Origin of the sequence: Paenibacillus sp. E194 (genome assembly GCF_000935845.1) — a bacterium.
In the GTDB taxonomy this organism is placed as follows: Bacteria; Bacillota; Bacilli; order Paenibacillales; family Paenibacillaceae; genus Paenibacillus_B; species Paenibacillus_B alvei_B.
Genome location: NZ_JMDX01000322.1, coordinates 1 through 5,429 on the forward strand (window position 1 = coordinate 1; position 5,429 = coordinate 5,429).

The window sequence follows — 5,429 nt, forward strand, 5'->3', positions numbered from 1 at the left end:
GGTAGGCGTCGATGAGCAGAGAGGCATTGCTTGAAGGTAAAGGGATTGAAGAAGTATTTCAATCTAGGCCGCGGCAATATATTAAAGACGGTTAACGATGTCAGCTTCACCATCCATAAGGGTGAGACCCTCGGTATGGTTGGTGAATCCGGCTGCGGGAAGTCCACTGTAGGACGAACTGTCCTGCGCCTTTACGAGCCGACAGGCGGCAAGACATTCTACAATGGAACGAATATTTACAGTCTGAAGCGCAAGCAGATGGCAGCGATGCGCCGTGAAATGCAGATGATCTTCCAAGATCCGTACGCTTCGCTTAATCCGCGGCTCACCATCTCGGATATTATCGGAGAGGCTATCGACATTCACAAGCTAGCTGCGAGCCGCGCAGAAAAGAAGAAGAAGATCGAAGATCTCCTTGATCTTGTTGGCTTGAATCCAGATCATGCTACTCGCTATCCGCATGAATTCTCAGGCGGCCAACGACAGCGTATCGGCATCGCTCGCGCGCTTGCCGTAGATCCGAAGCTCATTATTTGTGACGAGCCGATCTCCGCGCTTGATGTGTCCATCCAAGCACAAGTCGTTAACTTGCTGAAGGATCTGCAGGCTCGACTTGGACTCACCTATTTGTTCATCGCCCATGATCTGTCCATGGTCAAGCATATTAGCGATCGCGTGGCCGTCATGTACTTGGGCAAAATGGTTGAACTGACTGATAGTGACACGCTCTACAATGAGCCGCTTCATCCTTATACGCAAGCGCTCATGTCCGCCATTCCCGTTCCCGACCCAGATATCGAGGCGCAGAAGGAGCGAATTGTGTTAAGCGGTGAACTCCCAAGTCCAATCAATCCACCGAGCGGATGTCATTTCCGTACGAGATGCCCCGCGGCAACTGAGCGGTGTGCGGCGGCTGCTCCAGAATTCCGTGAAGCTAAGCCCGGTCATTATGTAGCCTGCCATCTCGTTTAGAATGTATCCAATTATTTCAGACCCAAGAAATAAAGGCAGAGAAGAGAATCGGGAGACGTTCCTCCTATCTCTACTCTGCCTTTTTCATGTCGTTTCCAAGCTATCTTGGAAGTGATGTATGCTCCTTACTTAATCAAACTTCACTAACAAAGAGTGATGACACACAGTCTGCAAGTCCCGATATATTTGATTGATTGGTGCATCCTCCATTACTGCATGGATGCCCAAGTACGGGAAGAGCGCATTGGCCGATGATAAGGCTGCTTGTCCAGCTTCCTTACACCGAAGTGATACTTCCTGTACATCCGTGTCCGTAAGTACCTTGCCTTGTGTATGCTCTTTCCAAGATTGCTCGATAGCCTGATAGAATGCGTTTACCGCTTCCGTCAGCAGTTCGTTCTGAATGATGATTTTATTCAATATAGCATCATAACGATTCACTGAAGCATTCTCCCATGCCGTGCGATTCCGCTCCGCAATATTTCGAGCCTCTTCAAGGAAGTGTGTTGCCAGACCTATGCTTACGGCAGCGAACGAGGCTTCTGCAAATGGCAGGAACGGATAGCTGTATATCGGGTTATCATAAAGACCATTTGGCTCTATAATGCTAAAGGTTCGTTCATCAGGTACAAATACATCATGTACGACAATGGAATGACTTTCCGTAGCTTTTAGTCCAAAAGCATTCCAATCCTTTACGATCTCAACATCATCTGGCCAGAACACGAACGAACGAATGACTGCTTCCGCTTCAGGTACATTTGTAGATTCCTCTGTAGACATCTCTTCAGATTCCACTCCAGTATCCGATTTGGCATGCTCTTCCACCACACAATTGGCGGTGAACACAGTCGCATATGTGGAGCCGCTGCAGAACTTCCAGCGCCCATTCACCCGGTATCCGCCATCAACCTTCACAGCCATGCCGCTTGGATGCCCCGATCCTGCCACAACCGCATCCTTCCTCATATAAGCATCCTTCGCCACTTCCGGCGTCATAAATGGTGCAAAGAAGCCGCCTCCAGAGCCAATCGTTACGAGCCAGCCGAAGCTACCATTAATCCATGACGTATGCTCGAACCATTTCAGCGCTCCTGGTAGTTCTGTCATAATCCCCTGCAATTCAACAGGAACGAACAGCTTGAACAATCCACGCTCATAAATCCATTGCAGCAGCTGCTGCGGAAGCTTCCCCTCTTGTTCAATGGTCAAGGCCTGATTTCGAATGATGCGAATTTCTTCATCGGTAAAATGATTCATCGGTAACACGCTCCCACTCTTATCAACGTAAGGATAAATGTAAATCTATCTATTTATCCATTATAGTACACGTTTACAAGATAAGGCGGAGACGAATCATATCTACGCAAGGAATTCCATTCTCTTCGATCGGTTCATCATAGTGAATGACGAAGAAATCGGTATCGATTCCGCAAATACGGAAGCCGCATTTTTGATATAAACCGAGCTGTGACAGACTAGAGTTCCCCGTGCCTACCTCCAGCACTTGATAACCATGCTCACGAGCGCACTGAATGGCATGCTGTACAAGCTTCTTGCCATAGCCCTTGCCCTGCCACTCTTCTGCAACCGCCACATTCACAAGCTCAAGGGTGTGGGGGCGTGTCGGAAGCAGAAGTACAGCTCCAATCGTGTCTCCATTCACATTCAATGTATAACCGATGCTGCGATCCAAGTACTGATTCACGGCAGCTTCTTCCGGATCAGCAAGCAGCAGCAGATCTAGCGGGATGTTACGAGTTTCTGTAGAAATAATGAGTGCTTCCACTACAATTGTCCTCCTCTAAGCTGTCTCTCACTTCTCACCTATATGATTTAAGTAAGTGAATGACAGAGTTGTGTATGGATTCATAAGAATGCAACTTACGCCATCTGACCATATTCCTGGGCATATGCACCATGCTGTAGATAATGCTTGTACAGATGGAAAAACACACGTATTCCCCCATAAAAGTTAGAGTCATGCTCACTCTTGCGAATTAAATAAACTGTATCCTCTATCGAAGGTACTTGCCCTTTCTGACACATCCGTTCATACTCTACAAAGTCGACTTCGAACAACCCTTTCTTCTCGCCTGCCTCCGTAGCGTAAGCATATAATGCCGTGGAACCTTCCAACTGCTTTAATTGATAATGTATCGTTGAAGCCATTGCATATCACCTACTTATGTATAATGTAGAATCTGTCCCGCTTCCCGTGTGTGGTAAGCAATTGTTCACAACGGAGCAGCCGGTTCCTACCTGTTATAACGACAGTTGTCCCCATTCCATAGCGATTTCCGTATGCGGTTCTCCGCCAATCTCAATTTCTTTCTCGCCGACGATTATTGCACCGGTACGACGATAAAATTGAAGAGCACGATTCCCTTTCAAAACCCATACCAACATATTCGTATGTCCGAACGACTTCGAATGCTCCATCACGTGTGATACCAGCTTACTGCCGAGCCCTTGTCCTTGAACGGTCGACAGCAAGTAGAGTGCATATAATTCTGCTCGTTCTGGAAATTGTTCGCTCCGGCTTGGACCGCCCATTGCAAAACCTGTGATCTCCCCAGTATCCCGTACTGCGACATAAATACACTTGTCATCTGTCAAATGTCCTATTGCATGCTCCCACATATTTTGTCTAGCTTGTACAGATAAGCCAGACAAATAAGTATCTGATACAATCCCTTGATAGGTAGTACGCCAGCTGTCGACATGAACACGAGCAATACCAGGCGCATCGCCAGCCATCGCTTTTCGAATTTGCAATTGACTCCCTCCTCTACAGGTGAGTTCATCTTCTACTTTGGATGATGAGAACCTCTTCCACTCCATTTCGCGTGCATGGCAGCCAATAATAGACCTAGTATCGATCCAGACAATGGTGCAACAACTAGGATACCAATCCAATTCGCTCGGCTGCTGAATAATAGCTTAGCCATAAGGGTAAGCATTGCGACGAGTACGACAATTGCCCAGAAGGTACGCTTCCTTGCGCTCGGCACACGCTGCAGCTGAGAAGACAGAAGCGCAGGAGACACTTGTATGCCTATTCGATAGATCCAATACACTTCAACAGCAAGTCCTACCATGGATAAGGAATGCTGCATCCATTTATAGATTGGGATACCGGCAGCGGTTGCTTGAAGCTGAGGCAACTGCTGAACGGCCCATCCGCTTTGATGGGTGAAGCTGTCCACCAAGACATGAGAACCAAATCCGATTGAAACCGACAGGATAAATAGCAGCCACGCGCCAATTGACGGTAATCGCCAGGTAGAGACGAACGCCAAGGCTCGCCGATCAAGCTCAAAGTACGAGGGCAAATGACGAGCAAGCTGCTCCTTCATGATGAGATGAAATAGGAAAGCAAACAATACACACAGAGGGATTGCTTCGAGCAGCAATCCCTTCCACGTATGGCCCATCAATTGGTACGGTTCAAGCATGATAAAATATTCAAAGTCAGGTGCCATGCTTCCAAGAACTAGCCCGGTCACACTTAAGTATGGCGGTGCAAGACGCTGAACAGGTGCAGCATACAGTGGATGTGCGAAGGTAAAAGGCATGATTATCTGCTGCCCTTCTCCGATTTCTTCATTGCATATAGATCCTCTTCAATGCCAGCCATACGCTGCTCCAACATCGCACGCGCATCATCGATAGCCTGATTATATAAGTACGGCTCGAACATCTTCAATAGATAGTCAACAAGCTCCTCTGCCTCGAACATGCCCAGGGATTCTCCACGCTCTGTTTCAAAATACTGCTTCAAATCCTCTATCCATTTTTCCTTCTGCTCTCTAGGCAGCTTCTTTACATTCATGATGTTCCTCCTAAGTTGCTAAGTTGAAGTCGCTTGTTACTTCCTCTTGTCTACTTCCTATCTTGTCTATTTCTATCGATGAACTTATTTATAGACAACCTGCGAATTCAACAGACAGCGAGTTGAAATACTCCATCTTCTCATCAATAAAATCATCGCCTGAATCAATGCTTCCGACAATATGTAAATCATGGAGACATAGTCCCATTAACCACAACTGACGTGCAGCAACAAATACGGGAACTGCTCGAATATCGTCTTCGTGAAGTTGACGTACAGATTGGTAGCCCTCTAAGAATGCGTCCCACAACTCTGACAGCTTTCCAGGATCATTGCCTAAGCGCACCTCTCGAGCCAAACGAAATTCTGCTATATCATAAGCGCGGTAGCCATAACCGCACAAGTCAAAGTCATAATGAGTATACGTCTGATCGCCGCTGTAACTAATATTGGTATTTCCATGCAAATCCCCGTGACACACTCCCCAATCCAACGCTGAGAACTGAGTAATTTGCTCCTTCAATGCGCTGCCAATGGCCATCAACTTCTGAACATCTTTGGGGTCTGTGCTGAATTCGGTCAGAAATCACTTGCAGCGGCTTATCGATTAGATAAGTTTTGA

General features: G+C 47.1%; 8 protein-coding genes. 1 reads left to right on the forward strand and 7 read right to left on the reverse strand.

Annotated elements, in window-relative coordinates; translation table 11 throughout:
- The first annotated feature begins 30 nt into the window (after positions 1–30).
- Positions 31–972 (forward strand): ABC transporter ATP-binding protein, encoded by a 942-nt coding sequence (locus tag AZ66_RS26285; protein ID WP_044357592.1) that lies wholly within the window; start codon positions 31–33, stop codon positions 970–972.
- 129 nt (positions 973–1,101) lie between these two features.
- Here the strand turns inward: AZ66_RS26285 and AZ66_RS26290 are convergent, their stop codons facing one another.
- The 7 genes from AZ66_RS26290 to AZ66_RS26320 form a co-directional block, all read right to left on the reverse strand.
- Positions 1,102–2,232: an acyl-CoA dehydrogenase gene (locus AZ66_RS26290; RefSeq protein WP_044357593.1), complete on the reverse strand. Its 1,131-nt coding sequence runs from the start codon at positions 2,230–2,232 to the stop codon at positions 1,102–1,104.
- A gap of 73 nt (positions 2,233–2,305) precedes the next feature.
- The gene (locus AZ66_RS26295; protein WP_044357594.1) at positions 2,306–2,761 is read right to left on the reverse strand and encodes a GNAT family N-acetyltransferase; all 456 of its coding nucleotides are present in this window, start codon (positions 2,759–2,761) and stop codon (positions 2,306–2,308) included.
- Positions 2,762–2,856: 95 nt separating this feature from the next.
- On the reverse strand, positions 2,857–3,144 hold the full coding sequence (locus tag AZ66_RS26300) for a hypothetical protein (protein ID WP_021261872.1): 288 nt from the start codon (positions 3,142–3,144) through the stop codon (positions 2,857–2,859).
- A gap of 93 nt (positions 3,145–3,237) precedes the next feature.
- Complete coding sequence (locus AZ66_RS26305) at positions 3,238–3,750, reverse strand: GNAT family N-acetyltransferase (protein WP_044357596.1); 513 nt, start codon at positions 3,748–3,750, stop codon at positions 3,238–3,240.
- Positions 3,751–3,782: 32 nt separating this feature from the next.
- Entirely contained in the window at positions 3,783–4,550 is a 768-nt protein-coding gene (locus AZ66_RS26310; RefSeq protein WP_044357598.1) for a DUF4184 family protein, read from the reverse strand.
- 2 nt (positions 4,551–4,552) lie between these two features.
- On the reverse strand, positions 4,553–4,807 hold the full coding sequence (locus tag AZ66_RS26315) for a DUF2164 domain-containing protein (RefSeq protein WP_021261875.1): 255 nt from the start codon (positions 4,805–4,807) through the stop codon (positions 4,553–4,555).
- 88 nt (positions 4,808–4,895) lie between these two features.
- On the reverse strand, positions 4,896–5,348 hold the full coding sequence (locus AZ66_RS26320) for a phosphotransferase (RefSeq protein WP_052648892.1): 453 nt from the start codon (positions 5,346–5,348) through the stop codon (positions 4,896–4,898).
- Positions 5,349–5,429 lie beyond the last annotated feature (81 nt).

What these genes read in the sequence shown, in the direction of transcription:
- AZ66_RS26300 (WP_021261872.1), bottom strand. Translation starts at nt 3,144, where the DNA reads ATGGCTTCAACGATACATTATCAATTAAAGCAGTTGGAAGGTTCCACG.
- AZ66_RS26310 (WP_044357598.1), bottom strand. Translation starts at nt 4,550, where the DNA reads ATGCCTTTTACCTTCGCACATCCACTGTATGCTGCACCTGTTCAGCGT.
- AZ66_RS26315 (WP_021261875.1), bottom strand. Translation starts at nt 4,807, where the DNA reads ATGAATGTAAAGAAGCTGCCTAGAGAGCAGAAGGAAAAATGGATAGAG.
- AZ66_RS26290 (WP_044357593.1), bottom strand. Translation starts at nt 2,232, where the DNA reads ATGAATCATTTTACCGATGAAGAAATTCGCATCATTCGAAATCAGGCC.
- AZ66_RS26320 (WP_052648892.1), bottom strand. Translation starts at nt 5,348, where the DNA reads ATGGCCATTGGCAGCGCATTGAAGGAGCAAATTACTCAGTTCTCAGCG.